Annotated in this window: 20 protein-coding genes; 13 read left to right on the top strand and 7 right to left on the bottom strand. The window is 71.5% G+C overall.

What is annotated here, in order from left to right; translation table 11 throughout:
- Nucleotides 1–28: 28 nt before the first annotated feature.
- From glgX to VNF07_09690, 3 genes are all read left to right on the top strand, one after another.
- A complete protein-coding gene (glgX, locus tag VNF07_09700; GenBank protein ID HVB06502.1) occupies nt 29–2,122 on the top strand; it encodes a glycogen debranching protein GlgX in 2,094 nt (697 codons plus the stop codon).
- A gap of 52 nt (nt 2,123–2,174) precedes the next feature.
- Entirely contained in the window at nt 2,175–2,534 is a 360-nt protein-coding gene (locus tag VNF07_09695) for a VOC family protein (protein ID HVB06501.1), read from the top strand.
- Between the two features lie 178 nt (nt 2,535–2,712).
- Complete coding sequence (locus VNF07_09690; GenBank protein HVB06500.1) at nt 2,713–2,922, top strand: hypothetical protein; 210 nt, start codon at nt 2,713–2,715, stop codon at nt 2,920–2,922.
- A gap of 11 nt (nt 2,923–2,933) precedes the next feature.
- On the opposite strand, the gene VNF07_09685 is transcribed toward VNF07_09690, so the two are convergent.
- Together VNF07_09685 and VNF07_09680 are read right to left on the bottom strand one after the other, a co-directional pair.
- Nucleotides 2,934–3,980: a radical SAM protein gene (locus tag VNF07_09685; GenBank protein HVB06499.1), complete on the bottom strand. Its 1,047-nt coding sequence runs from the start codon at nt 3,978–3,980 to the stop codon at nt 2,934–2,936.
- A gap of 553 nt (nt 3,981–4,533) precedes the next feature.
- Complete coding sequence (locus VNF07_09680; GenBank protein HVB06498.1) at nt 4,534–5,415, bottom strand: sigma-70 family RNA polymerase sigma factor; 882 nt, start codon at nt 5,413–5,415, stop codon at nt 4,534–4,536.
- 94 nt (nt 5,416–5,509) lie between these two features.
- On the opposite strand from VNF07_09680, the gene VNF07_09675 reads away from it, so the two are divergent.
- Both VNF07_09675 and VNF07_09670 read left to right on the top strand, forming a co-directional pair.
- A complete protein-coding gene (locus tag VNF07_09675) occupies nt 5,510–6,007 on the top strand; it encodes a carboxymuconolactone decarboxylase family protein (GenBank protein ID HVB06497.1) in 498 nt (165 codons plus the stop codon).
- Nucleotides 6,008–6,049: 42 nt separating this feature from the next.
- A complete protein-coding gene (locus tag VNF07_09670; GenBank protein ID HVB06496.1) occupies nt 6,050–6,538 on the top strand; it encodes a hypothetical protein in 489 nt (162 codons plus the stop codon).
- Nucleotides 6,539–6,746: 208 nt separating this feature from the next.
- On the opposite strand, the gene VNF07_09665 is transcribed toward VNF07_09670, so the two are convergent.
- A complete protein-coding gene (locus VNF07_09665) occupies nt 6,747–8,033 on the bottom strand; it encodes a Rieske 2Fe-2S domain-containing protein (GenBank protein ID HVB06495.1) in 1,287 nt (428 codons plus the stop codon).
- A gap of 146 nt (nt 8,034–8,179) precedes the next feature.
- On the opposite strand from VNF07_09665, the gene VNF07_09660 reads away from it, so the two are divergent.
- The 3 genes from VNF07_09660 to VNF07_09650 are packed head-to-tail and all read left to right on the top strand — an operon-like array spanning nt 8,180 to nt 10,862.
- The gene (locus VNF07_09660) at nt 8,180–8,599 is read left to right on the top strand and encodes a nitroreductase family deazaflavin-dependent oxidoreductase (protein ID HVB06494.1); all 420 of its coding nucleotides are present in this window, start codon (nt 8,180–8,182) and stop codon (nt 8,597–8,599) included.
- Nucleotides 8,600–8,643: 44 nt separating this feature from the next.
- The gene (locus VNF07_09655) at nt 8,644–9,951 is read left to right on the top strand and encodes an aspartate aminotransferase family protein (GenBank protein ID HVB06493.1); all 1,308 of its coding nucleotides are present in this window, start codon (nt 8,644–8,646) and stop codon (nt 9,949–9,951) included.
- A 2-nt stretch (nt 9,952–9,953) separates the two neighbouring features.
- Nucleotides 9,954–10,862: a phytanoyl-CoA dioxygenase family protein gene (locus tag VNF07_09650; GenBank protein HVB06492.1), complete on the top strand. Its 909-nt coding sequence runs from the start codon at nt 9,954–9,956 to the stop codon at nt 10,860–10,862.
- A gap of 6 nt (nt 10,863–10,868) precedes the next feature.
- On the opposite strand, the gene VNF07_09645 is transcribed toward VNF07_09650, so the two are convergent.
- Nucleotides 10,869–11,789: a zinc-binding dehydrogenase gene (locus VNF07_09645; GenBank protein ID HVB06491.1), complete on the bottom strand. Its 921-nt coding sequence runs from the start codon at nt 11,787–11,789 to the stop codon at nt 10,869–10,871.
- A gap of 62 nt (nt 11,790–11,851) precedes the next feature.
- On the opposite strand from VNF07_09645, the gene VNF07_09640 reads away from it, so the two are divergent.
- Together VNF07_09640 and VNF07_09635 are read left to right on the top strand one after the other, a co-directional pair.
- Nucleotides 11,852–12,634, top strand: a complete 783-nt coding sequence (locus tag VNF07_09640) for an HAD family phosphatase (protein ID HVB06490.1) — start codon at nt 11,852–11,854, stop codon at nt 12,632–12,634.
- A complete protein-coding gene (locus VNF07_09635) occupies nt 12,555–13,070 on the top strand; it encodes a nitroreductase family protein (GenBank protein HVB06489.1) in 516 nt (171 codons plus the stop codon). Before VNF07_09640 ends, VNF07_09635 begins: the two co-directional genes overlap by 80 nt.
- Before the next feature lie 28 nt (nt 13,071–13,098).
- Here the strand turns inward: VNF07_09635 and VNF07_09630 are convergent, their stop codons facing one another.
- Complete coding sequence (locus VNF07_09630; protein ID HVB06488.1) at nt 13,099–13,686, bottom strand: DUF664 domain-containing protein; 588 nt, start codon at nt 13,684–13,686, stop codon at nt 13,099–13,101.
- A gap of 88 nt (nt 13,687–13,774) precedes the next feature.
- On the opposite strand from VNF07_09630, the gene VNF07_09625 reads away from it, so the two are divergent.
- Nucleotides 13,775–14,473, top strand: a complete 699-nt coding sequence (locus VNF07_09625; GenBank protein HVB06487.1) for a helix-turn-helix domain-containing protein — start codon at nt 13,775–13,777, stop codon at nt 14,471–14,473.
- A gap of 12 nt (nt 14,474–14,485) precedes the next feature.
- Here the strand turns inward: VNF07_09625 and VNF07_09620 are convergent, their stop codons facing one another.
- Nucleotides 14,486–14,884, bottom strand: a complete 399-nt coding sequence (locus VNF07_09620; protein ID HVB06486.1) for a cupin domain-containing protein — start codon at nt 14,882–14,884, stop codon at nt 14,486–14,488.
- A gap of 111 nt (nt 14,885–14,995) precedes the next feature.
- Between VNF07_09620 and VNF07_09615 the strand changes: the two genes are divergently transcribed.
- Nucleotides 14,996–15,178: a hypothetical protein gene (locus VNF07_09615; protein ID HVB06485.1), complete on the top strand. Its 183-nt coding sequence runs from the start codon at nt 14,996–14,998 to the stop codon at nt 15,176–15,178.
- Nucleotides 15,179–15,249: 71 nt separating this feature from the next.
- Entirely contained in the window at nt 15,250–16,386 is a 1,137-nt protein-coding gene (locus tag VNF07_09610; protein HVB06484.1) for a mandelate racemase/muconate lactonizing enzyme family protein, read from the top strand.
- A gap of 7 nt (nt 16,387–16,393) precedes the next feature.
- On the opposite strand, the gene VNF07_09605 is transcribed toward VNF07_09610, so the two are convergent.
- On the bottom strand, nt 16,394–16,870 hold the full coding sequence (locus tag VNF07_09605) for a YbaK/EbsC family protein (protein ID HVB06483.1): 477 nt from the start codon (nt 16,868–16,870) through the stop codon (nt 16,394–16,396).
- Nucleotides 16,871–17,102: the final 232 nt, after the last annotated feature.

Here is a 17,102-nt window from a genome sequence, read left to right as displayed (position 1 = left end):
GGCATCGCGGCCGGGGGAGGTGAGGAGGGTGCGCGAATTGCGGGTCTGGCCAGGGCAACCCCGCCCGCTCGGTGCCCGCTGGGACGGCGAAGGGGTGAACTTCGCGATCTTCTCCGAGCACGCGACGCGCGTCACGCTCTGCCTCTACGACGCCCCCGACGGCGACGAGTCGGCGCGCATCGAGCTCACCGGGGTCACCGACCACGTCTGGCACGCCTACCTCCCCGACGTCCGCCCCGGCGCCTGCTACGGCTACCGGGTGGAGGGCCCCTACGACCCGGCGGCGGGCCAGCGCTTCGACGCCTCCAAGCTCCTCATCGACCCCTACGCGCAGGCGATCTCCGGCGGCATCCGCTGGTCCGACGCGCTATTCAGCTACGACCCCGCGGAGCCCCTCGCGCCCCGCGTCATGCCCGGCCGGGATAGCGCCAGCGCGATGCCGAAGAGTGTCGTCGTCGACCCCGCCTTCACCTGGGGGGGCGACCGCCCGCCGCGCACCCCCTGGAACCGCACGGTGATCTACGAGACGCACGTGCGCGGCATGACCAAGCTGCACCCGCAGATCCCCGAGGAGCTGCGTGGCACCTACCTCGGCTTCGCCTCGGACCCCGTCCTCGACCACCTCACGAACCTCGGGGTGACGGCGGTCGAGCTGATGCCCATCCACCAGTTCGTCGCCGACCGCCACCTCGTCGAGCGGGGGCTCACCAACTACTGGGGCTACAACTCGATCGGCTTCTTCGCCCCGCACGTGGAGTACGCGACGACCGGCGACGGCGGCCAGGTCGGCGAGTTCAAGTCGATGGTGAAGGCGCTGCACCGCGCCGGCCTCGAGGTGATCCTCGACGTCGTCTACAACCACACCGGCGAGGGCAGCCACCTCGGCCCGACGCTCTCGCTGCGCGGCATCGACAACGCCGCCTACTACCGCCTCGCCGACGACCGCCGGGGGGAGTACACCGACTTCACCGGCACCGGCAACAGCCTCAACATCCTCCACCCGCGCACGATGGCGCTGATCATGGACAGCCTCCGCTACTGGGTGACCGACATGCACGTCGACGGCTTCCGCTTCGACCTCGCCCCGGTGCTCGTGCGCGGCTACGGGGACGGCAAGCCGAGCGCCTTCTTCGAGATCATCGGGCAGGACCCCGTCCTCTCGGAGGTGAAGCTGATCGCCGAGCCGTGGGACGTCGGCCCCGACGGCTACCAGCTCGGCCGCTTCCCGCAGGGCTGGTCGGAGTGGAACGGCGCCTACCGGGACTGCGTCCGCCGCTTCTGGCGCGGCGACGCCGGCATGGTCCCCGAGCTCGCCAGTCGCCTCAGCGGCTCGAGCGACGTCTACGCCCCCTCGGGGCGCGCCGCCTACGCCTCGGTGAACTTCGTCACCTGCCACGACGGCTTCACCCTCACCGACCTCGTCGCCTACAACGAGCGCCACAACGAGGCCAACGGCGAGCAGAACACGGACGGGACGAGCGAGAACTACTCCTCGAACTGGGGGGAGGAGGGCGACACCGACTCGGAGCGGATCATCGCGCTGCGCGAGCGGATGAAGCGCAACCTGCTCGCCACGCTGTGCTTCTCCCAGGGGGTGCGCATGCTGCTCGGCGGTGACGAGGTGGGCCGCAGCCAGTACGGGAACAACAACGCCTACTGCCAGGACAACGAGATCAGCTGGTTCAACTGGGCGATCGACGACCCGGGGCGCGACCTGCTCTCCTACACCCGCAGCCTCATCGAGATCGAGCACGCGAACCCGGTGCTGCGCCGGCGGGAGTTCTTCGCCGAGCACGAGGTGCTCTGGATCCGCCAGGACGGCGACGAGATGACCGACGCCGACTGGGCCGACCCGGAGCGCCGCAGCCTCGGGATGCTGATGCACGGCCAGGCCGCCGACGAGGTGGACAGCCGCGGCCGCAGCCTGCGGGGCGAGACGCTCCTCCTGCTCCTCAACGCGGCGGCCGTCTCGCGCCCCTGGACCCTCCCGAAGGTGCCCGCCCCCGGGCTCTGGGAGATCCTCCTCGACACCGCCCGCGCCGGCCGCCGTCCGGTGCGCAACGCCGCGGTAACCCTCTCGGGGCGCTCGGTGCTGCTGCTGCGCCACCGCGACAGCCGCTGAGCGGCACGACCGCGGCCTTGCGGTCGGCGGGCGCGAGGTGGATGCTTCGGTGATGGCAACGGTGATCGCCCTCGACCACGTGAACGTCGCGATGCCAGCGGGGCGCGAGGAGGAGGCCGACGGCTTCTACTCCGGCCTCCTCGGCTTCGAGATCCTGGAGAAGCCGGCGGCGCAGGCGCTGCGCGGCGGCCGCTGGTTCCGTCGCGGCGACGTACAGGTCCATCTCGGCGTCGACCCCGACTTCCGTCCCGCGCTCACCGCCCATCCGGCGCTGCGCGTCGCGGGGCTCGACGAGCTGGCACCGCTCCTCGAGGCCGCGGGGGTGCCCCTGCACTGGGACGACACCCCTGAGGTCCACCGTTGCGTCGTCTTCGACCCCTTCGGCAACCGCGTGGAGCTGATCGACGGCTGAGACGGCACCGCTCCGCCCGCAGTACCACTTCCACGAGGGGCCCGACGGCCTCGAGGCCTGGTCGGTCGCCCGCCTGGTCGAGCTGAGCAGGGGGCTCCCGCTCGAGGAGGTCGCGCTCTCGGCGATCAGCGAGATCGACACCGCCTACTGGTCGACCGCCGGGGGCGCGCCGCTCGCGGTGCGCGAGATCGTCGAGCACCTCGTCCTCGTGCAGTCAGCGGAGCTCGCCTACCCCGTGATCCTCGGTGCCGACGGCCGGGTGATGGACGGCATGCACCGCATCGCCCGCGCCCTTGTCGAGGGGAGGAGCCACGTGGCCGCGGTGCGCTTCCCGGCAGACCCGCCTCCCGACCACGTCGGGCGTTCCCCCGAGGAGCTGGCCTATTAGGCCTCGCGTGCTCAGCCGCAGGCGGGAGAGAAGAGGCCGAGCTGCTCGCCGAGGGGCGCTGCGGGCACCTCGGGGCGGCGCTCGCGCAGCGTCGTCCGCACCGGAGCCTGCACGATCGCCGCCACAGTGTCGGCGATGCGGCGCTGCTCGTCGGCGGGCTGGTAGGCGCCGGCGGAGAAGCGGCGGGCGTAGAGGGGGAGGAGGTCGGGGCGGAGCCGCCCGAGCTCGCCGAGGAAGTGCTCGCGGACCCCGTCGCGCAGGTGGAGCGCGATCGCGCTCACCGAGACCGCCCCCGCCTCCTTGCAGGCGGCGGCGATCTCCTCGAGGTGCTCGGTGTCATCGGTGAGGCCGGGCAGCACCGGGGCGATGAGCACACCGCAGGGAACCCCCGCCTCGTTCAGCCGACGCACCGCCTCGACCCGCCCCCGTGGCGGGGGAGTGCCCGGCTCGAAGAGGCGCCAGGCGGTGCGGTCGAGGGTGCCGATCGAGAGGTTGACGCTGACCTCCGTGCGCGCCGCGGCGCGCCGGAGGAGCGCGAGGTCGCGCAGGATGAGCGTCGACTTGGTGAGGATGCTGAACGGGTTGCGGACCTCGCCGAGCACCTCGACGATGCCGCGCGTCAGGTGGTAGCGACCCTCGGCCTTCTGGTACGGATCGGTGTTCGTCCCCATCGCGAGGTGCTCGCCACCCCAGCGGCGCGAGCGCACCTCAATGGCGACGCGCTCGACGGCGTTCACCTTCACGACGATGCGTCGCTCGAAGTCCTCGCCGACGCCGAGGCCGAGGAAGGCGTGCGTCGGGCGGGCGAAGCAGTAGCTGCAGGCGTGCGAACAGCCGCGGTAGGCGTTGATCGTGTGCGAGAAGGGCAGGCGACTCGCCGCCGGGACCCGGTTGATCACCCGCTTCGCGTTCACCTCGAGGAACTCGAGGCCGCGGTACTCGCCGACGCCGACATGGTGGACCGCCGGTGGGGCGTCGTCGAAGAGCTGGCCGCGATCGGCAGGCGGCGCTTGGTCGGCCGCCAGCGGCCAGCGCAGTCGACCGGTCTCCTCGTCCACGACGTCACCCTAGCGAACATATGTTCGCTAGGGTGAGAGGGCGGCGGTTTGCCCGGCTCGCGGCGGGTCGGAAAACCGGAGAGAATCACGGGCTCGACGACGACTTCGACCACCGCCGGCACGACGTCGCGGGCGGCCGCCGGCAGCGCGGGCCAACAGGCCATCGAGTTCACCCAGTGCATGCGCACCCACGGTGTCCCGAGCTTCCCCGAGCCCCGCATCACGGCGAACGAGATCTCCATCAGGATCGGTCCCGGCACGGGTGTCGACCCGAAATCGCCCCCTTTCCGGTCGGCCCAGGCCGCGTGCCACAAGTACCTGCCGGCAGGCAAGTGGGCGGTCAGGCGATCACACCGGCCGACCAGGCGGGCTACCTGAAGGCCGTCGACTGCATGCGCTCACACGGCTTCCGGGGTTTCCCCGACCCGGTCTTCTCGAGCAACGACGTGCGGCCAACATCCCCTCGAGCGTCAACCAGAGCTCGAATCAGTTCAAGAGCTCGGTGCTCACGTGCCAGAAGCTGATCCCCTCCCGCCTGCCGTACTCCGGCGGCTCATGGGCGCTCGTCAAGGGCTCTGAGGTCGAGCTGGGCGACCCGCGCCGGGTCGACCAGGAAGTCGCACTCGACGATCTTCCCGTTCCTGATCGTGAACGCCCCCACCGAGAAGGGCTTGCCATCGCGCTCGGAGACGAGCCCGGCGGCGCCGTTCACCAGTGCCCGCCGGACGCTGAGCCCTGTCCGCCGCCACATGCTGGCCTGGCGGGCGACCTCCGCCGCGCCTTGCACGTAGTGCGAGAGGCCGATCCCGCCGTCCGCCCGCAGCACGACATCGGGGTCGAGAACGGCGATGAGCGCCTCGAAGTCACCGCTACGCGCCGCCGTCAGAAAGACGTCCACGACCCGCCACTGCACGTCGAGGTCGGCGTCGGGGACCGTCACCGAGCCTCGTACCCGCTGGCGGGCGCGGCTCGCGAGCTGGCGGGTCGCCTCTGGTGAGCGGTCGACGATCTCCGCGATCTCGTCGAAGGGCACCGCGAACATGTCGTGCAGCACGAAGGCGAGGCGCTCGGCGGGACCGAGAGCCTCGAGGACGACGAGCAGCGCGAGGCCGACCGAGTCGGCCAGCAGCGCCTCGTGCTCTGGATCGGTGCCGCCCGGCGGGTCGATCACCGGGTCCGGGAGGTGGACATCGAGCGGCTGCTGTCGGCGCGCGCCGCGCGAACGCAGCATGTTCAGCGCGACGCGGGCGACGATCGTCGTGAGCCAGCCCGCGAGGTTCTCGACCCCGCCCGCTCCGGCGCGGCTGGCCCGCAGCCATGCGTCCTGGACCGCGTCGTCCGCCTCGGTGAGCGACCCCAGCATCCGGTAGGCCACCGCCCGCAGCCGGGGCCGGTGCTCCTCGAACCGCTCGGCCAGCCACTGCTGATCGGTCATGTCACGTTCCTCCGTCGCCGCGTGTCATACCCGTAGACACCTGAGACGCAGGTGATGTGACCGCGACACCGACAGACATGGCTGGAGGACCATCATGGGACCACGGATGAACAACCCGGCGATGACCGTCCCCGGCGCGATGGATGCGCTGCGGCAGCTCGGTGCCGCCGCCCGCAGCGCCGGAGTGCCCGAGAGCACGCTCTACCTCATCGAAGCGCGCGCCAGTCAGATCAACGGATGCAGCGTCTGCCTCGACATGCACTCGCGTGAGCTGAAGGCGGCGGGGGAGCCGGATCAGCGTGTCTTCGTGGTCGGCGCCTGGCGGGAGGCTCCGTACTTCAGCGAGGCCGAGCGTGCCGCCCTGGCACTCACCGAGGCCGCCACCCGTCTCGCCGACCGCTCGGACGCGGTCCCCGACGAGGTGTGGGAGGAGGCCGCCCGCCACTACGACGAGCCCCAACTCGCCGGTCTGGTGATCGCGATCGCCGGAATCAACGCCTGGAACCGCATCAACGCCACCACCCGGCAGGTCGCCGGCGACTGGGTCGCCCAGTGGATCAACCGCTCCGAGCCGGCCGCCCAGTCCGCCTGAGGCACAGCCGTTCCGCCGACGAGAGCAACTGGAGAGGACCGAATGACCGACCCGAACGCACAACCTGTCGTCAAACCGACCGTGAGGGCACAGACCTTGCCCCTGCAGAGGATCGTCAACGGGCTGATCCGCGGCCTTCTGCGCGCCCCCCTCCTCAGCCGCGCCATCGGGAAGCGGCTGATCACCCTCTACGTCGTCGGGCGCAAGTCCCGCCGCCGGTACGCGGTCCCGGTCGCGTACACCCGTCTCGACGGACGCCTGCTCGTGAGCTCGCAGTTCGGCTGGATCCGCAATCTCCGGAGCGGGGAGCCCGTGGACACCCGCCTCTCCGGCAGACGGCGGCCGGCAGAGGTGCAGGTGCTCGCCGACGAGACCGGCGTCGTGGAGCACCTGGCGCGGATGGCGAGGGACAACCACCCGTTCGCCAAGTTCAACGGGATCGGCTTCGACCGGGACGGGAACCCCGTGCCTGCTGACCTGCACCTTGCATGGGCGGCCGGTGCGCGAATCGCCATCCTGACGCCACGCTGAAACGACCCTTCGATGTTGCCGCTTCGGCACGCGACCGAACGGCCCTCTTGACACAATGAGGATTCGTTCGGGGAGCTGACCGCTTCGCCCGCAGCGCCTGCTGAACACCTGCGCCCGCCGCGAGACAGGGCGCGGAAATGCCGATCACCCGCCTGGCGCAGGGCCGGACGGGCGATCGATGACTTGCGAGAACGTGCTGCGTCGGTGCCTACCAGTAGGCGACCGTGGCCTCCTTGCTGGCGTCGCGCCACGGCACGCCGCGGGGGATGACCATGTCCGCGGCACGGGCGGTGCGCAGCACCGTCGGGTCGGTGCCACGGATCGACCGTCCGGCCTCGACGTCATCGGCGGCCTCGAGGAGGAGCTTGCGCATCGAGGAGATCGCGCGGTCTGTCGAGCCGAGGGCCTCGAGGTGGCGGGGCTCGATGTACCCGCCGCCCAGTGCGCTCTGCAGCGCGAAGTCCTGGGTGTTCACCCCGTGGATGCCGGTGAAGGTCTTCGTCCGCTGCACCTCGCGGTCGATCTTGTAGTCGTTGGACTTGTTCGACTTCAGCCAGTGCGTGCCGGGGATGTAGTCGACCTGGCCACGCCCGCCACGGTGCTCCTCGGCGTCGAAGCTCTCAAAGGTCATCTCCCACGAGTCGTCCGAGGTGTACTTGATGTTGTACGCGAAGACGTTCTCGTCGTCGATCGCCACCCAGATGTGACCGTTCAACGCGGGGTGCTTGGCCGGCTCGCCGTTCGCACCGTTCACGAGGCCACCACGCATCTGCTGGTTGGGCATCATGTACTGGTAGACGCGGACGTAGCTCTGGTCCTCGGAGATGTTGCGGATCGAGCCGTAGGTGAAGCCCCACGGCTTCTCGTCGACCTCGAGCGTGGGGTGCGTGTCGAGGTTGCGCAGCGCCTTGGTGTTCGAGATGTCGTTGTTGTGGGCGAAGCTCGAGTGGGCGGTGTCGATGCCGCCCTCGAGCGCCTGCAGCCAGTTGCAGTGCTCGCCAGTCTTCGAGACGCGCACGTGCGTGCCGACCGGGGCTCGCAGCCACTCGTAGTCGGGGGGAGCGGGCATCTCGCGGACGGGGCCCATGTAGGACCAGACGATGCCGCCGGCCTCGTAGGTCGGGTAGGCCTTGATCGAGACGCGCAGGCGGAACTTGGAGTACGGCGGCTCAGACGGCATGTCGACGCAGTTGCCCTGGGTGTCGAACTTCCAGCCGTGGTACACGCAGCGCAGCCCGCACTCTTCGTTGCGGCCATAGAACAGCGGTGCGAGGCGGTGCGCGCAGTAGGCGGCGACGAGGCCGACCTCGCCCGAGGAGTCTCTGAAGGCAACGAGGTCCTCGCCGAGGAGGCGGACGCGGATCGGCGGGCTGTCCGGCTCGGCGATCTCCTCCGCGAGGCAGGCGGGCGTCCAGTAGCGACGGAGCACCTCACCCATCGGGGTCCCGGGACCGACGCGCACGAGGCGCTCATTCATCTCCTCAGTGATGTGCATCTTTCCCCTCCGACATCCTCAGGGCCGCTGCCCGTTCGAATTGGCTTTCACGTGGGCGCAATCTTACTTCGAATCTCTAAGCTCTGGCGACCGCGAGCGCGCCCCGACGCGGGGAGCGCCGGAGCATCCGAGCAGGGGAGTGGACGATGACCGACCGCAACAGCCACAACCAGGAAGTGATCGCGGCCTACCGCGCCAACGCCCCGACCTCGGACGGAACGCTCGATGGGCGGCCGCTGCTCCTTCTCACCAGCACCGGCGCGAAGAGCGGCAACCCGCACACCACGCCGATGATCTACCGCCGCGAGGGCGAGCGGATCTTCGTCTTCGCCTCAAAGGGCGGCGCTCCCACCAACCCGGACTGGTACGTGAACCTCGTCGCGACCCCGACGGTGACCGTCGAGCTCGGACCGGAGACCTTCCGCGCCACGGCCACCCCGCTCGGAGAGCCCGAACGGGGCAGGATCTATGCCGAGCACGCGGAGGCCTTCCCGAACTTCGCGGAGTACCAGGAGAAGACGACCCGGCCGATCCCCGTCGTCGAGCTCGTGCGCGCCGAGGGCTGAGGGCTCCACTCGACGGCGCCCCGTGACACCGGTTGAATGGTCCGATGACCACCCACGACGAGCTCCTCGCCCGCCACCGCCGCGTCCTGCCGAACTGGATCGCGCTCAACTACGAGCGCCCGATCGCTCTCGTCGAAGGGCGCGGGCGCCACGTCGTGGACGCGGAAGGCCACCGCTACCTCGACTTCTTCGGCGGCATCCTCACCACGAGCATCGGGCACAACGTGCCGGAGATCGTCGAGGCGACCCGCGCCCAGCTCTCGCGCATCGTGCACACCTCGACGCTGTACCTGATCGAGCAGCAGATCGAGCTCGCGGAGCGCATCGCGGGGCTCTCGGGGATCCCCGAGGCGAAGGTCTTCTTCACCAACTCCGGGACGGAGGCGAACGAGGCGGCGCTCCTGCTCGCGACGACCGCTCGCCGTTCAAACCAGGTGCTCGCCCTCCGCAACAGCTACCACGGTCGCTCCTTCGCGGCGATGGGTGTCACCGGCAACCGCAACTGGTCGGCGTCCACCTTCTCGCCGCTCGCGGTGAGCCTCGCCCCCTCGCCCTACCGCTACCGCTCGCCCTACGCGGCGCTTCCTGAAGAGGCCTTCCTGGCGGCCTGCGTGGCCGATCTCCGGGAGCTGGTCGCGACGGGTCTCTCCGGTGACCTCGCCGCGGTGATCGTCGAGCCGATCCAGGGCGTCGGTGGCTTCATCGTCCCGCCGCAGGGCTACTTCGCCGCGCTGAAGGAGGTCACCGACGAGCTCGGCGCGACCTTCATCTCCGACGAGGTGCAGACCGGGTGGGGACGCACCGGGGAGAGCTACTTCGGCATCTCCGCCGACGGGGTGCGCCCCGACGCGATGACCTTCGCCAAGGGGTTGGCGAACGGCCTCCCGATCGGTGGGGTCGTCGCCGGCGCGCAGCTCATGGACTCGGTCTCGGTCAACTCGATCAGCACCTTCGGCGGAAACCCGCTCGTCACCGCGACCGCCCTCGCCACCCTCGACTACATCGAGCGCCACGACCTGCAGGGCAACGCCCGGGCGCGCGGCGGCGAGCTCCTCGAGGCCCTCGGACGGCTCTTCTCGCCGCTCGACACCGTCGGAGAGGTGCGCGGCAAGGGGCTGATGGCGGCGGTCGAGTTCGTCCTCCCCGGGACGCGCACCCCCGCGCCAGCCCTCGCCGCCGCTGCGCTCGAGGGGGCGCGCGAACGGGGCCTGCTCATCGGCAAGGGCGGCCTCTACGGCAACGTGTTGCGCATCGCGCCGCCGCTGTCGGTCACGGCCGCGGAGATCGCCGAGGCGGCCGGCATCCTCGAGGGCGTCGTCGCCGGCCTCGCCGAACCGGCGACGCTGCGGTGAGCGTGGCGGCCGCGGCAACCGAGGCCCCCGTGAGGGCGAGCGGCGAGCTCGCCCGCTCGATCGTCGGTGACGAGGAGGCGCTGCGCCTGGCCATGGCCGGCCACGGCTACGTCTTCGTCCGCGGCCTCGTGCCGCCCGACGACCTCGCCGCGCTCGACGCCGCGCAGCGCACCATCCTGCTCGGTGCGGGCTGGGCCAGCGGCGGGCCCGGCGGAAGGCTCCACCCCGAGGCAGCGGGGGCTGCGGAGGCGGCGACCCTCGTCAGCTCACGACCGGTGCAGCGGGCGCTGTTCTCCTGTGAGGCGCTACACCGCGTCGCCCACCACCCGCGGTTGCTCGCGTTGCTGGGCGCCCTCCTCGACACCTCCGCGGTGCTCCGCCATCCGCGGCCCGTGGCACGGGTGGCCTTTCCGCAGTCCCTCGGCGGCGCGCTGCCGACCCCGCCGCACCAGGACCACGTCGGGATGCAGGGTGCCACGGAGACCTACACGGCCTGGATCGCCCTCGAGAGCTGCGGCCGCGAAGATGGGGCGCTCGCCGTCGCGGAGGGCTCGCACCTCGGCGGCATCCGCCCGCTGCGGAAGGTCGCGGGGGCGAGGGTCTTCTGCTGCGCGGCGGAGGGCCTCGAGGACAGCTGGAGGAGCGCCGACTTCGACCCCGGCGACGTCGTCGTCTTCCACAGCCACACGGTGCACGCCGCCCTCGCCAATCGCAGTGGTGCCCTCCGCCGCTCGGTGGACTGCCGCTACCAACGCGCCGCCGACCCGGTCTGCGAGGTCTCGCTGCGCGAGGAGGGCGACCTGCACTGGGAGGAGGTCTACGCCGGGTGGGGGAGCGCGGAGCTCGAGCGCTACTGGGAGGCACTGCCGCTGCAGGTCGTCCCGTTCGACCCCTCGCTCGCGAGGTCCTGAGCGGCCTCAGCCGATCGTCAGGGTGACCTTCCCGACGACCCGCCGGGCGCGCAGCTCTTCGAGCGCCTCGACCGTCTCGGACCAGTCCCTGCGCACGCCGGACTCGACGCTGAGGCGGCCCTCCGCGACGAGGCCGGCGAGGTACTCGAGGTCGGCCCCGAAGGTGGAGAGGTCGGTCTCGTAGACGAAGAAGCCGGTGAGGCGGGCGTGCGAGGTGCGGGGGAAGTCGGTGAAGGCGATCGGCGCGGGCGCGCCGGAGGCCATCCCGTAGGTCGTCACGGTCGCGTCCGTCCCGACGTGGTGGAGGGCGTCGAGGAGGACCTCGCCACCGACGCCGTCGATGACGAAGTCGTAGGGGTCGGCCTCCCCGAGCGTCCCGGCGAAGGCGGCGTGCGCACCGAGCGCCCGCGCCTCGGAGAGGCGGTGCTCGCCGCTCACGAGGGCAGTGACGTGCGCCCCGGCGACGCGGGCGAGCTGCACAGCGAAGTGGCCGACCCCTCCGGTCGCCCCGGTGACGAGCACACGGCGCCCGATCACAGGACCACCGGTGCGGAGCGCTCTGAGGGCGGTGAGCCCGGCGACGGGGAGGGCGGCGGCGTCGGCGAACTCGACGCCGTCAGGGAGGAGCCCGATGCGCGCCGACGGGACGGCAACGCTCTCGGACCAGCCTGCGCCGTCCCCGACGGCGACCACCCGGCTGCCGGCCACCGGTCCGCTCCCGTCCGCGGCGGCGGCAACCACGGTGCCGGCGACGTCCTGGCCGGGCATCCAGCCTTCCGGCCGCCGTTCGAGGAGGGAGAGCTCGCCGCGGTTCACCCCGAAGGCGCGCACCGCCACAATCGCCTCGTCGTCCCTCGGTGTCGGCTCCGGCAGTTCGCGCCGCACGAGGCCGCCGGGTGCCGCGGGATCGGTGATCAGGCCGAGCACGGGCCCTCCTTGGTCGGGTGGAACCGCTCGGAACGGTATCCCGCTTCTGCGATGCTCTCCCGGTGTCGATCCGCCCCTTCGACGCGGTGGTCTTCGACCTCGACGGCGTGATCGTGGACACCGAGGACTCGGTCTTCGAGGCCTGGTGCACGGTCTTCCGCCGCCACGCCTGCGAGCTCTCCCTCGAGGACTGGAACCGCACGGTCGGCAGCGCGGAGGGCGGTCGCGTCGTCTACGAGCTGCTCTGCGCACGGGCGAGCGGCGCGGTCGCGCCGCGAGAGGTGCTGCGGGCCGAGATCCGGGACCTCCAGCACGACCTCTTCGAGACCATGCGGCCGATGGCCGGCGTCGTCGAGTGGGTCCTCGAAGCGCGCGCCCTCGGCCTCGGCCTCGCCGTCGCCTCGAGCTCTTTTGAGGAGTGGGTCCGCCGCTGCCTGGCGACGGTGCGCCTCGAGCAGGCCTTCTCCTCGGTCCACCGCCCCGACGAGCGGCACGCCGCGAAGCCGGCACCGGACCTGTACCTCGCGGCCTGCCGGTCACTCGGTGTGGAGCCGGCCCGCGCCTTCGCCGTCGAGGACTCCCACAACGGCCTGCGGGCCGCGCTCGCCGCCGGCCTGCGCTGTGTCGTCGTGCCGAACGCCATCACCCACGGAGCGGACTTCAGCGAGGCCCACCACCGCCTCAGCTCACTCGGCGAGCTCACGCTCGCCGAGGCGATGGAGATCCTCGCCAGCTCCCCTCTGAGCAGCCCGTTAGCGTGGCCACATGGAGACCTGGCAGGCGATCATCTCTCGGCGCAACACCCGTACCTTCTCCGAGGAGCCGATCGCCCGCAAGGACCTTGAGCAGATCCTCGAGGCTGCGCGGCGCACCCCCTCCTCGCGCAACGGTCAGCGGTGGGACTTCGTCGTCTGCACCGAGCGCGAGCAGCTGGCGGCGCTGTCGATGGTCTGGCAGGGCGCCGGTCACGTGGCGCACTCCCGGGCGACGGTGGCGCTCGTCACGATCGACGACGCCGACCCGCACACCCGTGAGACCCTGCAGTTCGACCTCGGGCAGGCTGCGATGGCGATGGCGATCGCGGCGGCCGACCTCGGCATCGGCAGCGCCCACTCCGCGGTCTCCGAACACAAGCGTGCTCGCGAGCTTCTCGGCCTCCCCGAGGACCGCTTCTGCGCCTGGCTGCTCTCCCTCGGCTACCCCGGGGACCGACCGCTCGCGCCGATCACGCGGCCAAAGCGCAGGGACTTCGACGAGGTCGTGCACTGGAGTCACTTCTAGGGCGTCACAGAACACGACGCGCAGAGCCCTAGAACTGTGACGGCAGTCGCGGTGTCGACCCGCCGCTACTCGCCGGTCTCGCCGTCGATCGACTCCCGGAGGAGGTCTGCGTGCCCGTTGTGCCGTGCGTACTCCTCGATGAGGTGGACGAGCACCCAGCGGAGCGAGACCTCCCCGTGCCCCCCCAAGCGGGGTGGCTCTCCGCCAGCGCCGCCGCCTCGCCGCGGCCGAGCTCGGCGAGGACGATCGCTCGGGAGCGCTCGACGCGCTGGGCCCACAGCGCCTGCAGCTCCTCCGCGGTGTCGTCGGCGGCGCTCCGCCAGTCCCAGTCTGGATCGGCGTCGAAGTCCACCGTCGCCCACGCCTCGTGCAGCGGCGCGCCGGCGACCACCTCACTCATCCAGTAGTCCTCGACCATCGCGAGGTGCTTGAACATGCCTCCGAGAGTCATCGACGTCGGCGGCAGCGCCTGGCGTAGCTGCTCGTCGCTCAGGCCCCGGCACTTCCACTCGAAGGTCGCCCGCTGATACTCCAAGAAGCCGAGCAGCGTCGCGAGCTCGTCGCCGCCGTGCGGTGGCTCGGGTCGCCCGTGTTCGTCCGTCTGCGCCTCGTCCATCGCGCGCCAAGCTACGGGATGGCGCGGTCCCGAAGGCACACCACCCTCCGACACAGTACTGCGCCGATACACCCGCTATTGTGTGACGATGCACTTCCGCGACGTGTACACCGTCGACGAGGCGGCGCGGCGACTCGGGGTCGGCCGTCGCCACCTGCTGCAGCTGCTCGGGAGCGGCGCGGTGGTGGGGGAGCGGCACGGGCGGAGCTGGCTCGTGCCCGGCGAGGCCCTGGAGCGCACGCCCGCGGTGGCCCCGGTGATCGGCCGACCCTTCGGCGAGCGCCTCGCGTGGAGCGTGCTCGCGGAGCTGGAGGGGCGACCGCCGCGCGCCGGCCTCGCCCGCGAGGAACGGGCGCGACTCCGCAGGCACCTCGCACGCCCCCTCGAGGAGCTGCTGCCGCGCCTTCGTGGGCGGGCCGCCGCGGAACGCCTGAGCGTCGGCTCCGGCGCTCTCGAAGCGGTGGTCACTTCTCGGCGGGACCTTCTCGGAGGGGCGCGGGCGCTTCGCCTCGTCGGGTCGAGCCGGGCGGCGGCGGTCGACCTCTACCTGCGCTCCGAGGACTACGACGCCTTCCTCGACGAGACGCTCGCGGTACCCGACGTCGCCTACCCGAACCTGGTGGTGCACCTCGTGAGCGCCGCCAACTGGCCCTTCGAGGACCCGGGAGGGGCGGTCTGGACGAGCGCCGCGCTCCTCGACCTCTACGAGGCGGGTGCGCTCGGGGGGTCAGCGCTCGCCGTCGCCTTCGACGGCCTCCTCCGCAAGCAGGCCGGCCGCGCTGGCTGAACCGCTGAGCGATCAGCTCTCGAGCTGACGCGCCGCCTCCTCGTAGGCGGCGGTGTCGACCGCCTCCAGCCAATCCGTGCTTCCCATCGAGACGGTGGTCTGCCCGAGGTAGCTGTGGGGGAGGGCACCGTGCCAGTGCTCCTCGCCCGGCGACGCGTAGAGGACGTCCGCCGCACCGAGGCTCCTCACCTCACCGGCGCGGGTCACCACCACGCCGCGCCCGTGATCGATGAACAGGATCTGGCCGTTCGAGTGCGAATGCCAGAAGGTGTGCGCCCCCGGCTGGAAGATGATCGTCGAGATGTTCACGCCCTCGGCAGTGAGGACGGGATCGCGCCAGACCGAGCCGACGAAGGTGTCGTTGGTCGTCGCGGACTTCGCGCCCGGCTGCCTTCCGCTCACGTGCTCCATGGGCTGCTCCTCGTCTCGGGAGAGTCATTCTCCCAGCTCGAGGGCACCCTACAACGAGCTTTCCGGCGCCGTCGCCGCCCGCTGATACACCCCCGCGGCATAACTGGAGCCATGCACACCGCGACGCTGCACCCCACCGCCCCACCCGCCGGCGACCTCCGCTCGTGCAGCGGAACGGTCATCGTGCACCCCGACCGCGGCACCGAGTGCACCGACGACGCGCACTGCGAGGTCCCGCTCTTCGCGCACGAGTTCACCAGCCTCTGCGACGACCCCACCTGCTGCGGCGACTGATCGCCCGCGCCGCAAAGCGCCATGCGATGCTGAGGCCGAGCCCGACCGAGGGGTGACGAGGAGGCGGCGGCGTGTCAAAGCTCAGCGCGGTGAGGGCCCGGGCGGTCTCGATCCCTGTCGAGAAGCCGACCCGGATGTCGACTCGCATCCTTGACCGCCGTGACTTCGTCATCGTCGAGGTCGAAGAGGAAGAGGGGCGAAGCGGCGTCGGCTACAGCTACGCCGGCACCACGGGCGGGCCGCTCCTCGCGCGCGCCGTCACCGAACTGCTCACGCCGAGCGCGCTCGGGGAGGAGGCCGAGAACATCCTCGGCCTCTACGAGCGCCTCTACCAGGAGACCCTCCTCACCGGGCGTCGGGGGATCGTGCTGCGCGCCATCGCCGCCCTCGACATCGCCCTGTGGGACCTCGCCGGAAAGCGGGCGGGGCTGCCCCTCGCGGTCCTCCTCGGAGGGCGGACCGGCGCCGTGGCCTGCTACGCCTCCGGCGGCTACTACCGCGACGAGGGCGCCTCACCCGAGGAGGCCGTGCGCGCCGAGATCGCGCACAACGAGCAGCTCGGCTTTGCCGACCACAAGATCAAGGTCGGCGGCCTCTCCGTCGAGGCGGACGCCCGCCGGGTGGCCGCCGCGCTCGAGCCGATCCGTCCGGGTGGTCGCCTCGCGCTCGACGCGAACAACGCCTACCCGAACGCCCACGAGGCGCTGCGGGCGATCCGTGCCTTCGAGCGCGCCGCGGGGGAGCGGGGGCTGTGGTGGATGGAGGAGCCGCTCTCACCCGACGACATCGCCGGTCACGCCGAGCTCGCCCGGACCGTCGAGACGCCCATCGCGACGGGTGAGATCGCCCAGACCCGGCACGAGTTCCGCGCCCTCATCGAGGCGGGCGCCGCCGACATCCTGCAACCGGACGCCGGGGTGCTCGGCGGCGTGAGCGAATGGATCCGCATCGCCCGCACGGCTGAGACCTTCCGCCTCCCCGTCGCCCCCCACTGGCATGCCAACCTGCACGTCCACCTCGCCGCGGCCGCGCCGAACAGCCTCGGTGTCGAATACTTCGAGCTCGCCAAGGACATCTACAACTTCGAGCGCCTCGTCACCCCCGAGACGCGCCTCGAGACCGTCGACGGGAAGGTCCTCTGCCCCGACCGACCGGGCCTCGGGATCGACTTCGATCCCGAGGCGCTCGAACGCTTCACCGCTGCCTGAGGGGCACCTAGGCCGGCGGCGTGACCGTCACGGGCAGCGCGCCGGCGAGGCCCCGCAGCTCTTCGAAGTCGGTCGAGAAGACCGAGTGCGGGCTGCCGGCCGAGGCCCACAGCACCTCGTGGTCGCGCAGCGCCTCGTCGATCACGGCTCTCAGCGGCGCGGGATGACCGAGCGGGGCGACGCCGCCGATCACCTGCCCGGTCGCGGCGCGCACCTCCTCGGGGCTGGCGCGCCGGAGCTCGCCGCAACCGAGCGCCGCGGCGAGGGACTCGAGGTCGACTCGGTGCGCGCCGCTCGCGAGGACGAGGATCGGCGTGCCATCGGCGACGAAGACGAGCGAGTTGGCGATCGCACCCACCGGGCAGCCGAGCGCTGCCGCAGCCTCGGCGGCAGTCCTCGTCGAGGCATCGAACTCGCGCACCTCTCCCTTGGCCCCCGCCGCGCGCAACGCCCTTGCCACCGACGACTCGCCAACGCCGCTCATGGATCGCGCCTGGCTGCCGGGAGCGCTGGGTTCAACTCGACCGCAGCCCGACACGTGCCGGCCGCGCGTCAGCGACGTCGCCCGCTGCGTTGACCCCCCCGGGTCGCGGCCTTACGATCGCCCAAGCCCAGGTGGGGGAGCGAGCATCGGGGCCACGCCCCCGAGCAGCGTTCCGCCGGCGCATCGACCCGTCGGCAGACGTCCGTCGCGCCGGTGCTCCGACCCGAGCGAT

It is taken from the genome of Acidimicrobiales bacterium (genome assembly GCA_035533595.1).
GTDB lineage: Bacteria > Actinomycetota > Acidimicrobiia > Acidimicrobiales > Bog-793 > DATLTN01.
This window is presented reverse-complemented; position numbering and strand designations above follow the sequence as displayed.

Coding starts and splice junctions, on each gene's coding strand:
- VNF07_09695 (HVB06501.1), top strand. CDS start 2,175: ATGGCAACGGTGATCGCCCTCGACCACGTGAACGTCGCGATGCCAGCG.
- VNF07_09680 (HVB06498.1), bottom strand. CDS start 5,415: ATGACCGATCAGCAGTGGCTGGCCGAGCGGTTCGAGGAGCACCGGCCC.
- VNF07_09675 (HVB06497.1), top strand. CDS start 5,510: ATGGGACCACGGATGAACAACCCGGCGATGACCGTCCCCGGCGCGATG.
- VNF07_09670 (HVB06496.1), top strand. CDS start 6,050: ATGACCGACCCGAACGCACAACCTGTCGTCAAACCGACCGTGAGGGCA.
- VNF07_09665 (HVB06495.1), bottom strand. CDS start 8,033: ATGCACATCACTGAGGAGATGAATGAGCGCCTCGTGCGCGTCGGTCCC.
- VNF07_09660 (HVB06494.1), top strand. CDS start 8,180: ATGACCGACCGCAACAGCCACAACCAGGAAGTGATCGCGGCCTACCGC.
- VNF07_09655 (HVB06493.1), top strand. CDS start 8,644: ATGACCACCCACGACGAGCTCCTCGCCCGCCACCGCCGCGTCCTGCCG.
- VNF07_09635 (HVB06489.1), top strand. CDS start 12,555: ATGGAGACCTGGCAGGCGATCATCTCTCGGCGCAACACCCGTACCTTC.
- VNF07_09630 (HVB06488.1), bottom strand. CDS start 13,686: ATGGACGAGGCGCAGACGGACGAACACGGGCGACCCGAGCCACCGCAC.
- VNF07_09625 (HVB06487.1), top strand. CDS start 13,775: ATGCACTTCCGCGACGTGTACACCGTCGACGAGGCGGCGCGGCGACTC.
- VNF07_09620 (HVB06486.1), bottom strand. CDS start 14,884: ATGGAGCACGTGAGCGGAAGGCAGCCGGGCGCGAAGTCCGCGACGACC.
- VNF07_09615 (HVB06485.1), top strand. CDS start 14,996: ATGCACACCGCGACGCTGCACCCCACCGCCCCACCCGCCGGCGACCTC.
- VNF07_09605 (HVB06483.1), bottom strand. CDS start 16,870: ATGAGCGGCGTTGGCGAGTCGTCGGTGGCAAGGGCGTTGCGCGCGGCG.